At 72.8% G+C, this 15,919-nt stretch carries 15 protein-coding genes; 7 read left to right on the forward strand and 8 right to left on the reverse strand.

Annotated elements, in window-relative coordinates:
* Genes C4V41_RS33270 through C4V41_RS33280 form a run of 3 tightly spaced genes read left to right on the forward strand, consistent with a single transcriptional unit; the run spans window position 1 to window position 3,432 of the window.
* Window positions 1–1,518, forward strand: a complete 1,518-nt coding sequence (locus C4V41_RS33270; RefSeq protein ID WP_103959909.1) for a sugar ABC transporter ATP-binding protein — start codon at window positions 1–3, stop codon at window positions 1,516–1,518.
* Window positions 1,511–2,482 (forward strand): ABC transporter permease, encoded by a 972-nt coding sequence (locus C4V41_RS33275; protein WP_103959910.1) that lies wholly within the window; start codon window positions 1,511–1,513, stop codon window positions 2,480–2,482. Before C4V41_RS33270 ends, C4V41_RS33275 begins: the two co-directional genes overlap by 8 nt.
* On the forward strand, window positions 2,479–3,432 hold the full coding sequence (locus tag C4V41_RS33280; protein WP_103959911.1) for an ABC transporter permease: 954 nt from the start codon (window positions 2,479–2,481) through the stop codon (window positions 3,430–3,432). The genes C4V41_RS33275 and C4V41_RS33280 overlap by 4 nt, the downstream gene beginning before the upstream one ends.
* Here the strand turns inward: C4V41_RS33280 and C4V41_RS33285 are convergent.
* The 3 genes from C4V41_RS33285 to C4V41_RS33295 form a co-directional block, all read right to left on the reverse strand.
* Window positions 3,429–4,343, reverse strand: a complete 915-nt coding sequence (locus tag C4V41_RS33285) for a pirin family protein (RefSeq protein WP_103959912.1) — start codon at window positions 4,341–4,343, stop codon at window positions 3,429–3,431. The two genes, C4V41_RS33280 and C4V41_RS33285, sit on opposite strands and share 4 nt — an antisense overlap.
* Window positions 4,344–4,359: 16 nt before the next feature.
* Window positions 4,360–5,481 carry an MBL fold metallo-hydrolase gene (locus C4V41_RS33290; RefSeq protein ID WP_235030521.1) on the reverse strand — a complete coding sequence of 374 codons (1,122 nt, stop codon included), beginning with the start codon at window positions 5,479–5,481 and terminating at the stop codon, window positions 4,360–4,362.
* A gap of 87 nt (window positions 5,482–5,568) precedes the next feature.
* Window positions 5,569–6,348 (reverse strand): SDR family NAD(P)-dependent oxidoreductase, encoded by a 780-nt coding sequence (locus tag C4V41_RS33295; protein ID WP_103959914.1) that lies wholly within the window; start codon window positions 6,346–6,348, stop codon window positions 5,569–5,571.
* A gap of 104 nt (window positions 6,349–6,452) precedes the next feature.
* On the opposite strand from C4V41_RS33295, the gene C4V41_RS33300 reads away from it, so the two are divergent.
* Together C4V41_RS33300 and C4V41_RS33305 are read left to right on the forward strand one after the other, a co-directional pair.
* Window positions 6,453–7,025 carry a TetR/AcrR family transcriptional regulator gene (locus C4V41_RS33300; protein ID WP_200824395.1) on the forward strand — a complete coding sequence of 191 codons (573 nt, stop codon included), beginning with the start codon at window positions 6,453–6,455 and terminating at the stop codon, window positions 7,023–7,025.
* Between the two features lie 48 nt (window positions 7,026–7,073).
* Complete coding sequence (locus tag C4V41_RS33305) at window positions 7,074–8,297, forward strand: serine hydrolase domain-containing protein (protein WP_103959915.1); 1,224 nt, start codon at window positions 7,074–7,076, stop codon at window positions 8,295–8,297.
* 210 nt (window positions 8,298–8,507) lie between these two features.
* On the opposite strand, the gene C4V41_RS33310 is transcribed toward C4V41_RS33305, so the two are convergent.
* The 3 genes from C4V41_RS33310 to C4V41_RS33320 all read right to left on the reverse strand — a co-directional run bounded on the left by C4V41_RS33310 (window position 8,508) and on the right by C4V41_RS33320 (window position 12,485).
* Window positions 8,508–9,941 carry a carboxylesterase/lipase family protein gene (locus C4V41_RS33310; RefSeq protein WP_200824396.1) on the reverse strand — a complete coding sequence of 478 codons (1,434 nt, stop codon included), beginning with the start codon at window positions 9,939–9,941 and terminating at the stop codon, window positions 8,508–8,510.
* 17 nt (window positions 9,942–9,958) lie between these two features.
* A complete protein-coding gene (locus C4V41_RS33315; RefSeq protein ID WP_235030522.1) occupies window positions 9,959–10,684 on the reverse strand; it encodes a DUF3152 domain-containing protein in 726 nt (241 codons plus the stop codon).
* A gap of 400 nt (window positions 10,685–11,084) precedes the next feature.
* Window positions 11,085–12,485 carry an NAD(P)/FAD-dependent oxidoreductase gene (locus tag C4V41_RS33320; RefSeq protein WP_103959917.1) on the reverse strand — a complete coding sequence of 467 codons (1,401 nt, stop codon included), beginning with the start codon at window positions 12,483–12,485 and terminating at the stop codon, window positions 11,085–11,087.
* Between the two features lie 160 nt (window positions 12,486–12,645).
* Here C4V41_RS33320 and C4V41_RS33325 point away from each other — a divergent pair, with 160 nt between their 5' ends.
* Window positions 12,646–13,530 carry a hypothetical protein gene (locus C4V41_RS33325; RefSeq protein ID WP_103959918.1) on the forward strand — a complete coding sequence of 295 codons (885 nt, stop codon included), beginning with the start codon at window positions 12,646–12,648 and terminating at the stop codon, window positions 13,528–13,530.
* Window positions 13,531–13,813: 283 nt separating this feature from the next.
* Here the strand turns inward: C4V41_RS33325 and C4V41_RS33330 are convergent, their stop codons facing one another.
* Both C4V41_RS33330 and C4V41_RS33335 read right to left on the reverse strand, forming a co-directional pair.
* Window positions 13,814–14,713, reverse strand: a complete 900-nt coding sequence (locus C4V41_RS33330) for an ABC transporter ATP-binding protein (RefSeq protein WP_103959919.1) — start codon at window positions 14,711–14,713, stop codon at window positions 13,814–13,816.
* Between the two features lie 126 nt (window positions 14,714–14,839).
* Entirely contained in the window at window positions 14,840–15,148 is a 309-nt protein-coding gene (locus C4V41_RS33335) for an alpha/beta hydrolase (protein ID WP_160150483.1), read from the reverse strand.
* 145 nt (window positions 15,149–15,293) lie between these two features.
* Here C4V41_RS33335 and C4V41_RS33340 point away from each other — a divergent pair.
* Window positions 15,294–15,919, forward strand: a 626-nt coding sequence (locus C4V41_RS33340) for a serine hydrolase domain-containing protein (protein WP_327537482.1), incomplete at its 3' end; no start/stop codon positions are given.

The raw sequence follows: 15,919 nt of genomic DNA on the forward strand, positions 1-15,919 counted from the left end.
TTGGAACCGGTTCTCGAGGCCAAGGGGATCAGCAAGCGCTTCCCCGGCGTGCTCGCACTCGACGGCGTGTCCCTCGCCCTCCGCCCGGGCGAGGTGCACGCGCTCGTCGGCGAGAACGGCGCGGGCAAGTCCACCCTGATCAAGGTCTTCACCGGCGTGTACCAGCCGGACGGCGGTGAGCTGCGCTACCAGGGCACCGCCGCCGCCTTCGGCACCCCCATGGAGGCCCAGCACGCCGGCATCTCCACCATCTACCAGGAGGTCAACCTCGTCCCGATGATGTCGGTGGCCCGCAACCTGCTGCTCGGCCGCGAGCCGCGCGGCCGGTTCGGGGTGATCGACGCGGCCGCCATGTACGGCGAGGCCGAACGCGTCCTCGGCGGGTACGGCGTCGCCACCGACGTCCGCCGCCCGCTGCGCACGCTCGGCGTCGGCGCCCAGCAGATGGTCGCCCTGGCCAGGGCGGTCTCCGTGGACGCCCGCGTGGTCATCATGGACGAGCCCACCTCGTCCCTGGAGCCGCGCGAGGTCGAGACCCTGTTCGGGGTGATCAGGCGGCTGCGCGACAGCGGCATCGCCGTCATGTACGTCAGCCACCGCCTCGACGAGCTCTACCGGGTGTGCGACCAGGTCACCGTGCTGCGCGACGGCCGCCTGGCCCACACCGGGCCGCTGGCCGAGCTGGAACGCCTCAAGCTCATCTCGCTCATGCTCGGCCGCGACCTGGGCGAGGTCCGCTCGCAGGGCCTGACCCGCTTCTCGCGGGATCGCCACGCCAACGGTGCGGCCCCGGTGATCGAGGCGAAGGGCCTGACCCGGCGGCACGTGCTCGACGGCGTGGACGTCTCCGTCAAACCGGGTGAGGTCGTCGGGCTCGGCGGGCTGCTGGGCGCGGGGCGTACCGAGACGGCCAAGGCCATCGTCGGCGCCCTGCCCCTGGACGGCGGGCAGGTGCTCGTGGCAGGGTCGCCGCTGCGCGCCGGCTCCACCGCGGCCGCCATCAGGGCGGGCGTCAGCCTGCTGCCCGAGGACCGCAAGGCCGAGGGCATCATCCCGACCCTGTCGGTGCGCGAGAACATCGCCCTGGCCGCGCTGCCCTCCCTCGGGAAGGCGGGCGTGGTGTCGGAGGCGAAGATCGACCGGGTGGTCGAGATCTTCATGCGGAGGCTGAGGATCAAGGCCGCCTCGCCGAACCAGCTCGTCTCCGAGCTGTCCGGCGGCAACCAGCAGAAGGTGCTGCTCGCCCGCTGGCTGGCGGTACGGCCCAAGGTGCTGCTGCTCGACGAGCCCACCCGGGGCATCGACGTCGGCGCCAAGGCCGAGGTGCAGGCGCTGATCGACGAGCTGGCCGAGGAGGGCTTGGGCGTGCTGCTGATCTCCTCCGACCTGGAGGAGCTGGTCGAGGGCGCCGACCGGATCCTCGTCCTGCGCGAGGGAACGGTCGTGGGCGAGCTGTCGGGCGACGAGGTGACCGAGGAGAGGATCATGGCGACGATCGCGGAGCAGTCGGATGGCTGAGCCGACCTCACGGCCGGCCGGCAGGGTGGCCGTGTTGAAGCCACAGGTGTTCGCCTGGGCGCAGGACTACGGCGTGTACGCGGCCGTGCTCGCGCTGCTGCTGTTCAACGTGCTGTTCACGCCGCACTTCCTGGACGCCTCGAACTTCCGCACCCAGCTCGTCCAGGTCACGCCCATCGTGATCGTCTCGCTGGGCATGGCCCTGGTGATCGGCACCCAGGGCATCGACCTGTCCGTCGGCTCGGTGATGGCGCTGGCCGCCGCGCTCGTCGTGCTCTACCTCGGGTACGGCTGGCTGCCCGCCCTCATCGTGGCCGTCGCCGGCGGCGCGATCGTGGGAGCCGCGGGCGGGGCGCTGGTGGCGTACGTCGGGGTGCAGCCGATCGTGGCGACACTGGCGCTGCTGGTCGGCGTGCGCGGACTGGCGAACGTCCTGGTGCCGCAGCTCGTCGAGTTCCGCAACCCCGACCTGATCGCGCTGGGCAGCAGCTCGGTGGCCGGCATCCCGGTCATCGTGCTCATCGCGGCCGCCTTGACCGTGATCGTGCTGTTCGTGGTGCGGCGGACCACGTTCGGGCGGCAGGTCGTCGCCATCGGCGGCAACCGGTCGGCCAGCGAGCTGTCCGGGCTGCCCGTCAAACGGGTGCTCCTGATCGTCTACGTGATCTCCGGCCTGCTCGCCGCCCTGGCCGGCGTGCTGGCCACGGCCCGGCTGCAGGCCAGCGACCCGACCTCGCTCGGCATGTTCATCGAGCTGTCGGCGATCACCGCCGTCGTGGTCGGCGGCACCCCGCTCACCGGCGGGCGGATCAGGGTGCTCAGCACGGTCATGGGCGCGCTGCTCATGCAGCTCCTGGCGGCCACGCTGATCAAGCACAACCTGCCGCAGTCGTGGACCCAGATGGTCCAGGCGGTCATCATCCTGGCCGCCGTCTACGCCACCAGGAAGCGGGGGACCCGATGAACCGCGAGCAGGTGAGCCGCACGCTCCAGCAGCACGGCGCCGTCATGGTGCTGGGCATCCTGGTGGTCGTGGGCAGCCTGGGCTTCGACTCCTTCGCCACGCCCGCGAACGCGGCCAGCGTGGTCGTCTCGTCGTCGTTCCTGGCGATCATCGCGATCGGCATGACGTTCGTCATCATCAGCGGCGGCATCGACCTGTCGGTCGGCTCGCTGTTCGTGCTGGGCGGGGTGCTGGCGGCGTACGGCTCGCAGTACGGGTTCCTCGTGGCCCTGCTGCTGCCGCTGGTGGTGTGCGGGGTGGTCGGCCTGCTGCAGGGCCTGGTGATCGCGCGGACCGGGATGGCGCCGTTCATCGTCACCCTGGCCGGGCTGCTCGGGGTGCGCGGCCTCATGCTGGCGATCTCGGACGAGGGCGCCACCACGTACCTCGTCAAGGACACCGCCTTCGCCACCCTCGGCCAGGGCGAGATCCTGGGCCTTTCCTACCCCGTGTACGTCACCATGGCCCTCGCTCTGACCGCCATGGTGCTGCTGCAGCGCACCGGCTTCGGCCAGAACGTCTACGCCATCGGCGGCAACGAGCAGGCGGCGGCCCTCATGGGCGTGCCGGTCGCCCGGACCAAGGTGTACGTGTACGTCATGTCGGGCCTGCTGGCCGGCCTGGCGGGCGCGCTCAACGCGGCCCGGCTCTCCTCCGGCGTGACCATCCTGGGCATCGGCCTGGAGCTGGACGCCATCGCCGCCGTGGTGATCGGCGGGACCCTGCTGACCGGCGGGGCCGGCGGCGTCACCGGGTCCGTGGCCGGGGTGCTGCTGCTGGGCGTCATCCAGAGCCTGATCAACCAGGTGGGCAGCCTGACGTCGGCGTTTCAGCAGGTGGTCAGCGGCGTGTTCCTGGCGCTGGTGGTGGTGGCGCAGCGGCTGCTGAGCAAGGCGCAGCGGCTGACCTAACGGACCCGGCCGCGCGGCTTCAGCCGGGTGCCGGGCAGGACGGGCGCGGGGAGCGGCGCCCCGTCGAAACCCTCGACGGAGCCGAACCCCTCGCCCTCCGTCCACTCCTTCCTGAACGCGACGATCTCGTCGTGGGAGCGGCCGACGAAGTTCCACCACATGACGATCTCCTCGCCGAACGGCTCACCGCCGATCAGCAGCACCCGGCCACGCCCCGACAGCCGCACCCCGGACCGGCCCGGCGGCAGGTAGATCAGCGGTCCCTGGCCGATCTCCGCCACCTCGCCGTCGAGCAGCAGCAGCCCGTGCTCGAACGCCGGATCGACCGGCACCTCGCACGCGCCGTCCACCGCCACCTCCGCGCCGACGAGCGGCGTGTGGGCGGTGGCGGGCGAGACCACGCCGCCCAGCGCGCCCATGATCACGGTCGCCGCGAAGCCAGGCCCGCGCAGCACGGGCAGCGACGGGTGGTGCTCGAAACCGGGCGCGACGTCGCGCCGCTCGCCGGGCAGCGCCACCCACAACTGCACCCCGTGCAGCACGGTCTCCGGCGACTCCTCCGAGTGCGAGATGCCGCGACCGGCCGTCATCAGGTTGAGCTGCCCCGGCCGGATCTCCTGCAGGGTGCCCAGGCTGTCGCGGTGCAGCACCTCGCCCGCCAGCAGCCAGCTCACCGTCTGCAGCCCGGTGTGCGGATGCGGCGGCACCCGCATGACGGCCCGCTCCGGCCCGTACGCGTCCACGAAGCACCACGCGCCGATCATGCGACGGCGCACGCCCGGCAGCGTCCTGCTCACCGCCATGGCGCGCGGCCCGCCCAGCGGCACCTCACGCCCGATCAGCACCTCACTGCCGGCGCCCGCTTCGGCCCCGCAGCGGATCTCCCGCGGGTCATGCTCCAGGTTGCTCACGGTAAAACTGTACGGCTCAGCCCATCGTCTCCCACCAGCCGTCCACGGCCGGTGCGGCGGAGGCGTCGACCGCCTCGCCGGGCCGCGGCACGACGATGCTCACGTCGCGGGCCTTGGCCTCGCGCCACAGCCGCTCCACCGGCTCCGCCCACGGGTGCAGCGCCAGCGTGAACGTCGCCCAGTGCACGGGCAGCAGCAGCTCGCCGCCCAGGTCGAGGTGGGCGTTGACGGCCTCCTCCGGGTTCATGTGGATGTCGGGCCAGGCCGGGCTGTAGGCGCCGATCGGCATCAGCGTCAGGTCGAACGGCCCATGCGCCGACCCGATGCCCCGATATCCCTGGAAATATCCGGAATCGCCCGCATAGAACACCCGCTTGCCCGCCCCGGCCACCACCCACGATCCCCACAGTGTGTCGTTCCGGTCGAACGTCCGGCCGGAGAAGTGCCGGGCCGCCGTGGCGACGAACCGCAGCCCCGCCACCTGGGCCTCCTCGTCCCAGTCGAGCTCGATGATCCGGTACGCGGGCACGCCCCACCGCTCCAGGTGCGCCCCGATGCCCAGCGGAACCAGGAACGGGGCCTTCTGAGTGCGGGTCAGCGCCATCACGGTCGCCCGGTCGAGGTGGTCGTAGTGGTCGTGCGAGATGGCGATCGCGTCGACGGGCGGCAGCTCGCCCAGCTCCACCGGCACCGGATGGTGCCGCTTCGGGCCGATGAGCTGCGAGGGGGAGATGCGCCTGCTCCACACCGGGTCGAACAGCACCCGCCGGCCCTCGATCTCGACCAGGGTGGAGGCGTGGCCGTACCAGACCACGCGCAGGCCGTCGGCGGGCGGCGGGTCCGCCGGCGGGACGCGCATCGGGATCAGGCCACCGGGCCGGCGCCGTTCCCTGTCCTTGGCCAGCTCGCCGAGCAGGCTCGGGGGCGGCGCGGTCATCATGTGGGTCGGCTCGGGCATCGAGTTGAAGAAGGCGTCGTCCCTGAACTGCGGTGAGCGCCGGATCCTGGACTCCCGGTCGGGCCCCGACGTCAGCGGCCGCACGCCCAGTTCGGCTGGTATGTCGCGCAACGCCCAGCCGGCCGCGGCGAGGGCCACGCCGCCCGCGAGGATCCGCCGCACCGTCCGCATTCGTGCCATCAGTCACACTCCCCTGAAGCTCTGTCCATCCCGCACAACCCAGCGGGATTCCCCGGTGTTCCCCTTTCTACGATATATCGCGATAGGTCAGACCGTCTTGATCGCCCCGCCGTCGATCACGTAGTCGGCGCCGTTGACGCTGCCCGCGTGCGGCGAGGCCAGCCAGGTCACGAGGGAGGCCACCTCCTCGGGCTCGATGAACCTGCCGGTCGTCATCCCGGAGCCCGCCGGCAGCCCCGCCAGGAACGGCTCCAGCTCCAGGCCGTGCGCGGCCGCGACCGCGGCGCCGTACCCCGTGGGGGACTCCCACAGCGCGGTACGCACCGCGCCGGGCGACACCGTGTTCACCCGCACCCCCTGGGGACCGAACTCCTCCGCCAGCGCCTTGCCGAACGCGGTCAGGGCCGCCTTGGCCGTCGTGTACGCGATCGGGCCCTGGTGCGGCAGCCGGGCGCCGATGGAGGAGATGTTCACGATGCCGCCGCCGCGCCGCAGCAGGCTGGGCAGGGCGGCGCGGGTGGCGCGGACGGCGCTGAGGAGGTTGAGGTCGTAGGTCCGGTCCCAGAGGTCCTCGGGGACGTCGAGGAACCCGCCGGTCATGCCGTCGCCGCCGCCCACGTTGTTGACCAGCAGGTCGATCTCGGTGATGTCGGTCAGCGCCCGCTCGATCGCCTCGGCGGGGCCGCCGGCGGTGGACAGGTCGGCCGTCACCACGGTGGCGCCGGTGTCCTTCAGCTCGGCGGAGACCGTCCGCGCCACGGCCACGACCCGCATTCCTTCGCCGGTCAGCGCCCGCACGATCGCCAGCCCCAGGCCCCTGCTCGCGCCGGTGACGACGGCGGTCTTACCGGTGAGTCGCATGTCCATGATCTCTCCTAAGTCGCGTCAGTGCTGATGCTCAAACCATAGAACTTGCAACACTGATGATGCAAGTTCTAGAGAAACGGTGACGGTGCCGTACCCTGTCGTATGTGAGTGAGACGACGCGGGCGCTGAGGTCCGATGCGGAGCGCACGGTGCGCACGATCCTGGAGGCCGCCGAACGCGTCCTCAGCCGGAACCCGGCGGCCAGCATGGAGCAGATCGCCGAGGCCGCGGGGGTGGCGCGCACCACCGTGCACCGGCGCTTCGCCTCGCGGGACGCGCTGGTGGCGGCGCTGGCGGCGTGGGCCACGCGGCAGTTCGCCGACGCCGTGGACGCCGCCAACCCCGACACCACACCGCCGCTCGTCGCGCTCTACCAGGTCACGGCCAACGTGCTGCGCGTCAAGATCGACTGGGGCTTCGCGATGGGCCTCGCACTGGCGGCCGACCCCGGCGCCGCCGCGGTGCACGCCGAGGTGGAGGCGCGCTGCGATCGGCTGTTCGCGCGGGCTCGGGAGGCCGGGGTGCTGCGGGCCGACGTGGACCCCGGCTGGGCCAGGCGGGTCTACTACGCGCTCATCCACGAGTCGGCGCAGGTCCGCGACGGGGAGCCCGACGCGCTGGCCGCACGGCTGGTGGACACGCTGCTGCGGGGGGTGGGGGGCGGACAGGGCCTCTAAGCGAAAATCGTTGGCCTCGGGGGAGGGGGCCGGGTTACGTTCCCGCCTATGGCGGACATCCACGGCACGTGCGATGAGCGGTTCGACGGGGTACGCGAGGCGCTGGCGTCGTCACTGACCGGCGACGACGGCCAGGACGGCGCCCGGGCTGGCGGCCAGGCCGGTTCGCGGGCCGATGCGCGGGACGGTTCGCGGGCTGACGTGCGGGACGGTTCGCGGGTTGGCGGTCAGGATGGCGCGGGGGCTCACGGACAGGTCGACGGGCGGGTCGTCGGGGGCGCGTCCGTGGCCGTGTTCGTGGACGGGGAGCCGGTGGTCGACCTCTGGGGCGGGTACGCCGACGCCGGCCGTACCGTCGCGTGGGAGCGCGACACCATCACCCACGTCTGGTCCACCACCAAGACCATGACCGCGCTGTGCGCGCTGATCCTCGCCGACCGCGGCGACCTCGACCTGGACGCGCCCGTCGCCGCGTACTGGCCGGAGTTCGCCGCCGCGGGCAAGGACGGCGTGCTGGTACGGCACCTGCTCTCGCACACCGCCGGCCTGCCCGTCTGGGACGAGCCCATGACGCTGGCGGACCTCTACGACTGGCGCACGGCCACGGAACGACTGGCCGCCCAGAAACCACGCTGGGAGCCGGGCACCGCCGCCGGATACCACGGCATCACCCAAGGTCACCTGGTCGGCGAGGTCGTACGCCGCGTCACCGGCCGCAGCCTGGGCACCTTCTTCGCCGAGGAGGTCGCCGGGCCGCTGGGCGCCGACTTCCACATCGGGCTGCCCGCCGAGCACGACCACCGCGTCGCCCCTCTCATCCCGCCCGCCACGCCCGCGAGCGAGCTGCCCAACCCGCCGCTCACGCCCGACGACGCCAACACCACCGCCTGGCGGCGCGCCGAGATCCCGGCCGTCAACGGGCACGGCAACGCCCGCTCGGTCGCCCTGATCCAGTCGGCGCTGGCCTGCGGGGGAGTGGTGCGCGGGGTGCGGCTGCTGTCGGCGGCGGGGTGCGAGCGGGCGCTGGAGGAGCAGTACCACGGCTTGGACTCGGTGTTCGGGGTCCCGATGCGGTACAGCATGGGGTACGGGTTGTTCGGGCAGCCCCGGACGTGTTCGTGGGGTGGGTGGGGCGGGTCGCTGGTCATGGTCGACTTCGAGGCGCGGATGGTGGTGGCGTACGTGACGAACCGGATGATGGGCGAGAGCACCTTCGGCGACGAACGCGCCTTCGGTGCCCTCGTGGCCGCGTACGAGGGCATCGCCGCCTGAAGCCGTCCCCGAAGACCGTCGCCCCGAGGACCCTCGCCCGGGTGGCGGGTCCCCTGCCCCGAGAAGCCTCGTCTCTGAAGCACCTCCCCCCTGACGGCCCCACCTCCGCAGGCGGACCCCGCCACCTCCGCAGATCCCGCCACGTCCGAAGGTGGACCGCCGCCATCTCAAGGCGGCGGCCCGCCTTCGGAGGGTGAGGTCCGCGGGGTCTCAGCCGATTGGCGGGAAGCCCGTTTTCGACCAGATGGCGCGGGAGGCCGCCTCTGGGTCGGCCACGTCGGCGGGGTGGACGTCGAAGACGTGGGTGAGGGCCGTTGCCGGGTCGTGGCGGGGCCAGCCGGGGTCGCCGGTGGTGGCGAAGCCGGTCCAGGCCGTACGGAACTGCTCCGACAGCCCCGGAAGGTCCGGTGAGCCGCCGGCCAGCATCGTCACCAGTTCGCCCTCGATCGTCCCGAACGCGAGCGGCACGTCCAGCCCGTGGCAGGCCCCCAGCGTCGGCGTGGGCGCCCAGGTCAGCTCGTAGGCGTAGGTGGTGCCGGTGTGCGCGTCGGCCAGCAGGGCGCTCGGCATCCGGAACATCCAGTCCGACATCAGCGTCACGTACAGCTCCTCGGCGGAGGCGCCGGGACGGGCCTCGCGGTAGGCGGCCTCCGCCCCGGCCGGAGCCAGGCACTCCATCGCCCGCGTCAGGTCATGGGCCCGGCCGCCGGCCATGACGAAGAACATCTGGAACTCGTCCCGGTTGAACCCCGTGATCAGCTCGATGTCGCGGCCCGCGCCCGCGGTCAGCGCGTTCCAGGGCGTGTCGGGCAGTACGTCGCCGTCGACCACCGGCGCGAACGCGAGCGGGGAGAACGAGACCGTCCCCCAAGTCTCGAAATTTCCGGCTATCTCCTCTGTGGCCACCCCCTCCGCCGCCGCCACGAGCGCCTCCGGCGCGCTGTCCCGCAGCGCCGTACCACTGAGCCTGCGCTCGACCGCCTCCGTGACGCGGGCGGCGTACGCGGGCGTGAAGGTCATCCCCGGTACGCTCTGCGCGATGGCCCGCCGGAACAGCCCCTCCGCGCGCGGCATCGTCAGCAGGCAGGCGATCGCGCCCGCCCCGGCCGACTCGCCGAACACCGTGACGTTGCCCGGGTCGCCGCCGAAGGCCGCGATGTTCTCCTGGACCCAGCGCAGCGCGGCCACCTGGTCGAGCAGGGCCCGGTTGCCGGGGGCGCCGCCGACGTGGCCGTACCCCTCGAAGCCGACCCGGTGGTTGAACGTGACCACCACCACGCCCTGCCCGGCCAGCGTCCCGCCGTAGTAGGCCGGCATGTCGGCGAACCCCGACCGGTACGCGCCGCCGTAGATCCACACCATCACCGGCAGGCCCGAGCCGCCGGGGTCGGGGGTCCACACGTTCGCGGTGAGGCAGTCGAGGCCCGCGGCCGGGTTCCACGCGGGCGCGCCGGGCATCATCGGCGCCTGCGGCGGGCGCGCGCCGAAACGGGTGGCTTCTCGTACGCCGTCCCAAGGGTCGGGCGGCATGGGCGCGGCGAACCTGAGCGGCCCGAACGGCTCCTTGGCGAACGGTATGCCCTTGAAGACCGCGATACCGCCTTCTTCCGAACCGCTGACCCTTCCCGTGCCGATTCTGATCATTCGATCTCCTCCGTCGGTCATGGCCTCCGATCGTCAGTCTCGTCTCTTTCGCGCGGCCCGCGATGGGGGAACGGCCACGGATTGGGACGGCAGCGGCCCAGCGACTTCGACTGCTGCGCCATGACCGGGGCCGGGCGGCCCGGGCCGGAGCAGGTCCTGTGGTGGTGGCCCAGGCCGTGGCCGACCTCGTGGCTGATCAGGTAGCGGCGGTAGGCGGCCAGGTCGCCGGCGTACTGCGGCACGCCCTCGGCCCAGCGCCGGGCGTTGATGATGGAACGGGTGCCGTTCCAGCAGGACAATTCGCCTCCGGTACGCAGCGGGCGGCACTGGCGGATGGTGAGGCGGGGGCTGGACAGGGCGACGCGCACCCGTACCGGGCCTCGGTCGACGCGCTGGAAGCGGGCCCAGCCGCGGGCGTCGTTGAGCGTGCGGTGCACCTCGGCGGCGAACTGCCGGGGATCGAACGGCAGGCCGCGCTCCACCTCGACCAGGTACCGCACCACGCTCCCCGGCCCTCGCCTGGCGGGGGCGCCGCCGCGGACGACGGCGTACCGTCCGGAGGCGGCGTACGGGACCTCCTTGGCGGGCGGGTGGTCGCGGTGGCGGGGCGCGAGGGGCTTGGGCGGCGGGGCGGACGGCGCGGGCTGCGGCGGCCCGGACGGGGGCGGGGCGGTGGGCGCGGTGCCACATCCGGCCGCGATGGGGAGCACGATCAGGAGCATCAGCAACACGAGCAGCGGCAACGCGGCCTCCCCACGAGATCATGGTGGGGAGGAATCCAACGATACGTGCCCGGTTGTCACGGTTAACGGGCAGGGGTCGCCGGGGCACCCGCCCGCCGCCCTCTCATCACGGCCCTGGACCGGCCGGGACGGCACCGCCGGTCACCCCGCTCGGGGGCGCCGCTCCCGCCAGGGGGAAGGCAACCCGCCCGGCTTCGGCCGGTGTCCTGCGGGGAAGCTGTGGCCGGGTCGGGTCCCGCCGGGTGGCCGTGGCCGGGGCGGGTGGCTATGACCGGGCTCGGGTGGGGCCGGTGGCCATCACGGGTCCGGGTCGTGTCGCTGGGGTTCGGGGTCGGCCCGGGTCGTGCCGCCCAGGGTGCGGGTGCGGGCCGATGCCCCTCGTTGTGCCCCGGGCCTCTTGCTAAGGGCGGCTGGGGGCGTACGGGGTGATGTCGATGGGTGGGGTTTCGCCGAGGGCGAGGGTGGCGGCGATGCGGCCGGTGAAGGGGCCCGCCGTCAGGCCGTACGCGCTCAGGCCCGTCGCCACCACCACGCGATCGGTCAGAGGGCCGATGAGGGCGGGGCCAGGGGCGTACACGGGGCGCAGGCCGACCCTGGTCTCCGCGACCGTCGCGTTGGCCAGCCCCGGCGCGACCCGCAGCCCTGCTTCGATCACCTCGTCCAGCCCGGCCATCGTGACGCGCGGCGCGAACCCGACGTCCTCGACGGTCGCGCCGACGACGACCCGGGAGTCCGGGAAGCCCAGCAGGTACGGGCCGACCCTGGGCAGCACGATCGGCCACCACGCGGTGTCGACGCCTTCGAGGGTGGCGTGCAGGATCTGCCCGCGCCGGGGAAAGACGGGCAGTTCGACGCCCAGCGGCCGGCACACCTCCCCGGTCCACGCACCGGCGGCGACGATCACCATGTCGGCCTCGACCCGGACACCCCCGTTGGTCTCCCCCCGGACACTCCCGTCGCGGTCCGGCCCTGAGCCGTTCGCCGCAGCTTCCGGGCGCGTGGGGGTGCCGAGGTCGCTCGTGAGTTCCGCCGGTGATGAGGCGGCGGCATCGGGAGGGCCGACGTCGTGAGGGGCGGCATCGGGAGCGCCGGCGTCGAGCGGGGCGGTGTCGGGAGCGCCGACGTCGAGTGGGGTGGCCTGGCGCCAGGACGTCGTTTCGCCGCTCACCGCAGCGCTCTCGGTCCCACGCCCGGAGGTCGCCAGGTTCTGAGCGGAGGAGGATGAGGCCGCGCGGCCCTGGGCGGAGGGAGGTGGGGTGGCGTGGACGAGGACGTCGCCGTCCGGGGTGAGGGTGGCGGTGCCCGTACGGACCTGGGCGCCCTTGGCGATGGCGGCGCGCAGGAGGGCGTCGCGGACCGAGCATCCGTCCACGCGGGCCGCCCCCGGCACCAGGATCGCGCTCAGCGTGTCGGACAGCGGCGGGAAGAGTTCCGACGGCGTGGGCACGTCGGTGATGTCGCCCATTTCCGGCGCGTCGGCATGGCGGCGCCGCAGCAGGCCGCGTACCGGCTCCAGGTCGGCCGGATCCTCGGCCACCAGCAGCGCGCCCACCTTGGCATACCCGATGTCCTCGCCCAGCTCCTCCACCAGCGCCGGGTAGTGGCGGGCGCCCTCGCTGGTCAGCCGATACCAGGCCGCGTCCTCCGGATGGTCCACCCACGGGCACACGATGCCCGCGCCCGCCTGCGTCGCCGCGCCCTGGTAGCCGCCGTCCACCACGGTCACCTCGGCGCCCCGGCCGCTCAGGTAGTAGGCCGCGCCGGCCCCGACGATGCCGCTTCCGATCACCACAACACGCATGGGTCAATGATCGCAGCAGGGGTGACCTGGGCCGATGACCGGCTGGTGGGTTTTGCCCGAGCTGTGCGAACGCCCGGCCAACATGCTCGCCCGCGAACGGGCTCGCGCTCAGGAGGTACGGCGTGGGCTCTGCCGGTGGTGGCGGGTTTATGGTCGGCGCATGCGCGACGCCGTCACCGAACTCGACCTGCCCTGTCCCGTCCACACGGCCGCCTCCGACGGGACCACCGTCTGGTGCGCCGGGCCCGGAGGTGTGCACGCCTACACGGCCTCCGGCGTGCCGTTGGAAACCGATGAGGAAGAGCCGCCGGAGTTACGGTCGCTGGCGGCGGTGCCCGGGACGGTGAGCGCGGCGGCCGGGGTGCCCGGCATGCTGGCGGAGACCGTGATGCTGCCCAGGTCGTTCGCGGGGACGTCAGAGTTATCGGACCCGCTCACGAAAGGGACGCTGGCGGGGGCCGGCCGGGGCCACGTGTACTGGCTCGACCCCACGGGCGTACCCCTGGCCGACGTGCCGTTCGAAGGACGGGTGGTGGCGGGCGGCGGCGAAATCTGGGCCGTCGGCGCGGGCCAGGCCCGCAGGCTGGCCGAGCCGGGAAACCTGCACGACCCGGTGGACCTGCCCGCGCTGGACCGGTGCGCGGCCGAGGGGGAGCGGCTGTGGTGGACGTCGAAGCGGGACACCATCCTGCGCGGCGGCCCGAAAGAGGTGGACCTCGGGCCGGGCGAGCGCGGCGGGATGGCCGTGTGCGCGGGCTCTCTGTGGGTCAGCGTGGCGGGCGGTCTGCTGCGCGTCTCGGCCTGGTCGGGGGAGCCGAGGCGGTTCGTGGGGGCGCCGGAGGGGCCGGTGCCGTTCCTGGTCTGCGCGAACGGGGTCCTGGCCGGCGGGGTGCGCGACCTGTTCGTGCTCGCCCCGGCCGCCGGTGCCGCCCTCCGCGTGATTCGGCTGGGGCTGAGCGCGCCGATCGCGCTGATGATCGCGGCGGGCAAGCACATCTGGGCCTTCCCGGCCGGCCGCTCCCAGGCGTTGATCGTCCGCGCGTGAGCTCTTATCTGGCTACAAAGCCATAAGAAGTGATGCACGATGGCGCGATCACGTAAGCAGGCGGTGGTCCTCCGGCGCGCACCTGGCCGGGCGGGGACCAGGTTCGCGCTGTTCTGGCCGGCCGGCGCGACGGCGCTGGTCGCCGGATCGCAGGGGCCGAACGCAACCGGATGCCGTTCATCGTGACGGCCGGTGCGGTGGATCTGTGGCTGCTCCGGCTCAACGCGCGGGACGGCATGCGCATGACCGGACGCCTGCCGCTCGATCAACTCCCTTACGCCGCTCAGTGTGCCGCCTCCACGCGACGGTCGTAGTGCCGCAGGAAGAGCTCCTCCAGCGACGGCGGCCGGCTGGCCAGGTCGCGTACACCGGCCGCGGCCAGCCGGCGCAGGGCCTGGTCGAGGGCGTCGTGGTCCACGGCGAAGCGGACCCGCTGGCCGTCGGCGCGCAGGTCGTGCACGCCGGGCAGCTCCGCCAGCCCGTCGGGGGTGCTGGCCAGCTCGGCCTCGATCGTGGTGCGGGTCAGGTGCCGCAGGTCGGCCAGGGTGCCCGTCTCGACGGTACGTCCGTCGCGGACGATCGTGAGCCGGTCGCACAGCGCCTCGACCTCGGACAGGATGTGGCTGGACAGCAGCACGGTACGGCCACGGCGCTTCTCGGCGGCGACGGCGTCGCGGAACACCGCCTCCATCAGCGGATCCAGCCCGGAGGTCGGCTCGTCCAGGATGAGCAGCTCGGCGTCGGAGGCCAGGGCGGCGACCAGCGCCACCTTCTGCCGGTTGCCCTTGGAGTAGGTGGCCGCCTTCTTACGGGGATCCAGGGCGAACCGCTCCATCAGCTCGGCCCGCCGCCGCCCGTCCAGCCCGCCGCGCAGCCGCCCGAGCAGGTCGATCACCTCGCCGCCGGTCAGGGACGGCCACAGGGTGACGTCACCGGGCACGTACGCCAGCCGCCGGTGCAGCTCGGCCGCCCCGGCCCACGGGTCACCGCCGAGCAGCCGGGCGGTGCCCGCGTCGGCCCGGATCAGGCCGAGCAGGATGCGCAGCGTGGTGCTCTTGCCCGCCCCGTTCGGGCCCAGGAAGCCGTGCACCTCGCCGGCGCGTACGTGGAGGTCGAGGCCGTCCAGTGCCTTCGTCCGGCCGAAGCTCTTGACCAGGCCGGTGATCGAGATGGCGTCGCTCATCTCCGTGCTCCTTGCGCTATACACATGAAAAGCAGACTATACGTAAGTATAGAGATAGATGATCCCCGGCCCCCGCGCCAGGGGCCGGGATCATCGGTTCAGCGGATCAGTGCAGCGGGCGTCCCGTCACCGACGGCGGCTGCGAGGGATGCTCGGAAGCGCAGTGCGTGCCGGCGGCGGCACCAGGCTCGTCAGATACGTCTCGATGTGCGTGCGGGCGCAGACGCTGTTGTGATACTGGCCGTGGCCCACGCCGGTGTACTCCAGGACCGTGGTCCTGGGCTGTTGCCCGGCGACCGCGTTGTTCCAGGCCACCGGGGTGCCGGAGACGTTCAGGCGGTGCTGCGGGTTTGAGGCGCCAGGACTCCGCGGGCGGCCCCCGTAGACGTACGCGACGATCGCCGGCCCGGCGGCCAGATGAATCGCGCGCCGCACGGTACGAACCTGCTGGCCTTCATGGCGTCCTCCTGTTAGATGGCTCGCCATCTAATTCGTCGGCGATCACGATGTTGCGCACTTCGATCGATCTGGCGTACAGTGTTCTCATCAAGAGAACGTTGTACGCGCTGAGGAGATCGCCATGACGAAGAGCTGGGACATGAAGGGCACTTGGGACAGCAAGGGTGCCTGGGAGACGCAGGGCCGCTGGGAGGAGGACCGGCGCGCCGGGTTCTCCGAGGCGGGCCTGCGGCGGATGCGTGAGGTGCTGAACGGCCATGTCGCCTCCGGCGCGGTCCCCGGGCTGGTCGCGCTGGTCGGCCGGGGCGACGACGTCCATGTCGAGGCGATCGGCACCTTGCACGCGGGCGGCGACGAGCCGATGCGGCGAGACACGATCTTCCGGATGGCGTCGCTGACCAAGCCGGTCACGGCCGCCGGGGTGATGATCCTGGTCGAGGAGTGCCGGGTGCGGCTGGACGACCCGGTCGAGACCTGGCTGCCCGAGCTGGCCGACCGGCGGGTGCTCAAGAGCATCGACGCCCCGCTGGAGGAGACCGTGCCGGCCCACCGCCCGATCACCGTCCGCGACCTGCTGACCTTCACCTTCGGCTTCGGGGCGGTGCTGGCGGCGCCGGACACCTACCCGATCCAGACCGCGATCCACGAGCTCGGCCTGGACACCACCTCACCGGACTTCGGGCCCGATGAGTGGATCCGCCGGCTGGGCGAGCTGCCGCTGATGTACCAGCCGGGCGAGCTGTGGCA

This window comes from Nonomuraea solani, assembly GCF_900108335.1.
In the GTDB taxonomy this organism is placed as follows: domain Bacteria; phylum Actinomycetota; class Actinomycetes; order Streptosporangiales; family Streptosporangiaceae; genus Nonomuraea; species Nonomuraea solani.

Coding starts and splice junctions, on each gene's coding strand:
- C4V41_RS33275 (WP_103959910.1), top strand. CDS start 1,511: ATGGCTGAGCCGACCTCACGGCCGGCCGGCAGGGTGGCCGTGTTGAAG.
- C4V41_RS33280 (WP_103959911.1), top strand. CDS start 2,479: ATGAACCGCGAGCAGGTGAGCCGCACGCTCCAGCAGCACGGCGCCGTC.
- C4V41_RS33290 (WP_235030521.1), bottom strand. CDS start 5,481: ATGGCACGAATGCGGACGGTGCGGCGGATCCTCGCGGGCGGCGTGGCC.
- C4V41_RS33295 (WP_103959914.1), bottom strand. CDS start 6,348: ATGGACATGCGACTCACCGGTAAGACCGCCGTCGTCACCGGCGCGAGC.
- C4V41_RS33305 (WP_103959915.1), top strand. CDS start 7,074: ATGGCGGACATCCACGGCACGTGCGATGAGCGGTTCGACGGGGTACGC.
- C4V41_RS33310 (WP_200824396.1), bottom strand. CDS start 9,941: ATGATCAGAATCGGCACGGGAAGGGTCAGCGGTTCGGAAGAAGGCGGT.
- C4V41_RS33320 (WP_103959917.1), bottom strand. CDS start 12,485: ATGCGTGTTGTGGTGATCGGAAGCGGCATCGTCGGGGCCGGCGCGGCC.
- C4V41_RS33325 (WP_103959918.1), top strand. CDS start 12,646: ATGCGCGACGCCGTCACCGAACTCGACCTGCCCTGTCCCGTCCACACG.
- C4V41_RS33330 (WP_103959919.1), bottom strand. CDS start 14,713: ATGAGCGACGCCATCTCGATCACCGGCCTGGTCAAGAGCTTCGGCCGG.